The organism is Massilia sp. CT11-108 (genome assembly GCF_047302915.1).
GTDB lineage: Bacteria > Pseudomonadota > Gammaproteobacteria > Burkholderiales > Burkholderiaceae_D > Telluria > Telluria orientalis.
The window spans coordinates 1-261 of the sequence record NZ_JBKYMO010001578.1; the positions used below are offsets into that span (position 1 = coordinate 1).

The 261-nt window shown below is 63.6% G+C and carries 1 protein-coding gene; it reads right to left on the bottom strand.

Annotated elements, in window-relative coordinates:
• Window positions 1-77: 77 nt before the first annotated feature.
• Window positions 78-261: hypothetical protein (locus ACEN88_RS35660; protein ID WP_413347116.1), on the bottom strand; the 184-nt coding region annotated here is incomplete at its 5' end.

Sequence of the window (261 nt, forward strand, 5' to 3'; positions counted from 1 at the left end):
TACTGTGATTCCGGTAAAGCCCTTTGCGCCGGAACGTGCGACCGTATCGCCCATATATTCGTGTTTAAGACTTACTCTTAAACACATCTGACGCAGCAGACGAAAAGAAAGGTGTAGATCTCGGAGGACGCCGTATCATTAAAAAAAAGCAGGACGGCCAGGTTCTGGCGCGCCGTCGCCTCGGGGGTGGGCGGGGGGGGCGGGGCCGTCGCGCGCGCGGGGGTGTCGGGGGGGGGCGGGCGGTCGGGCGGGCGGTGGGGG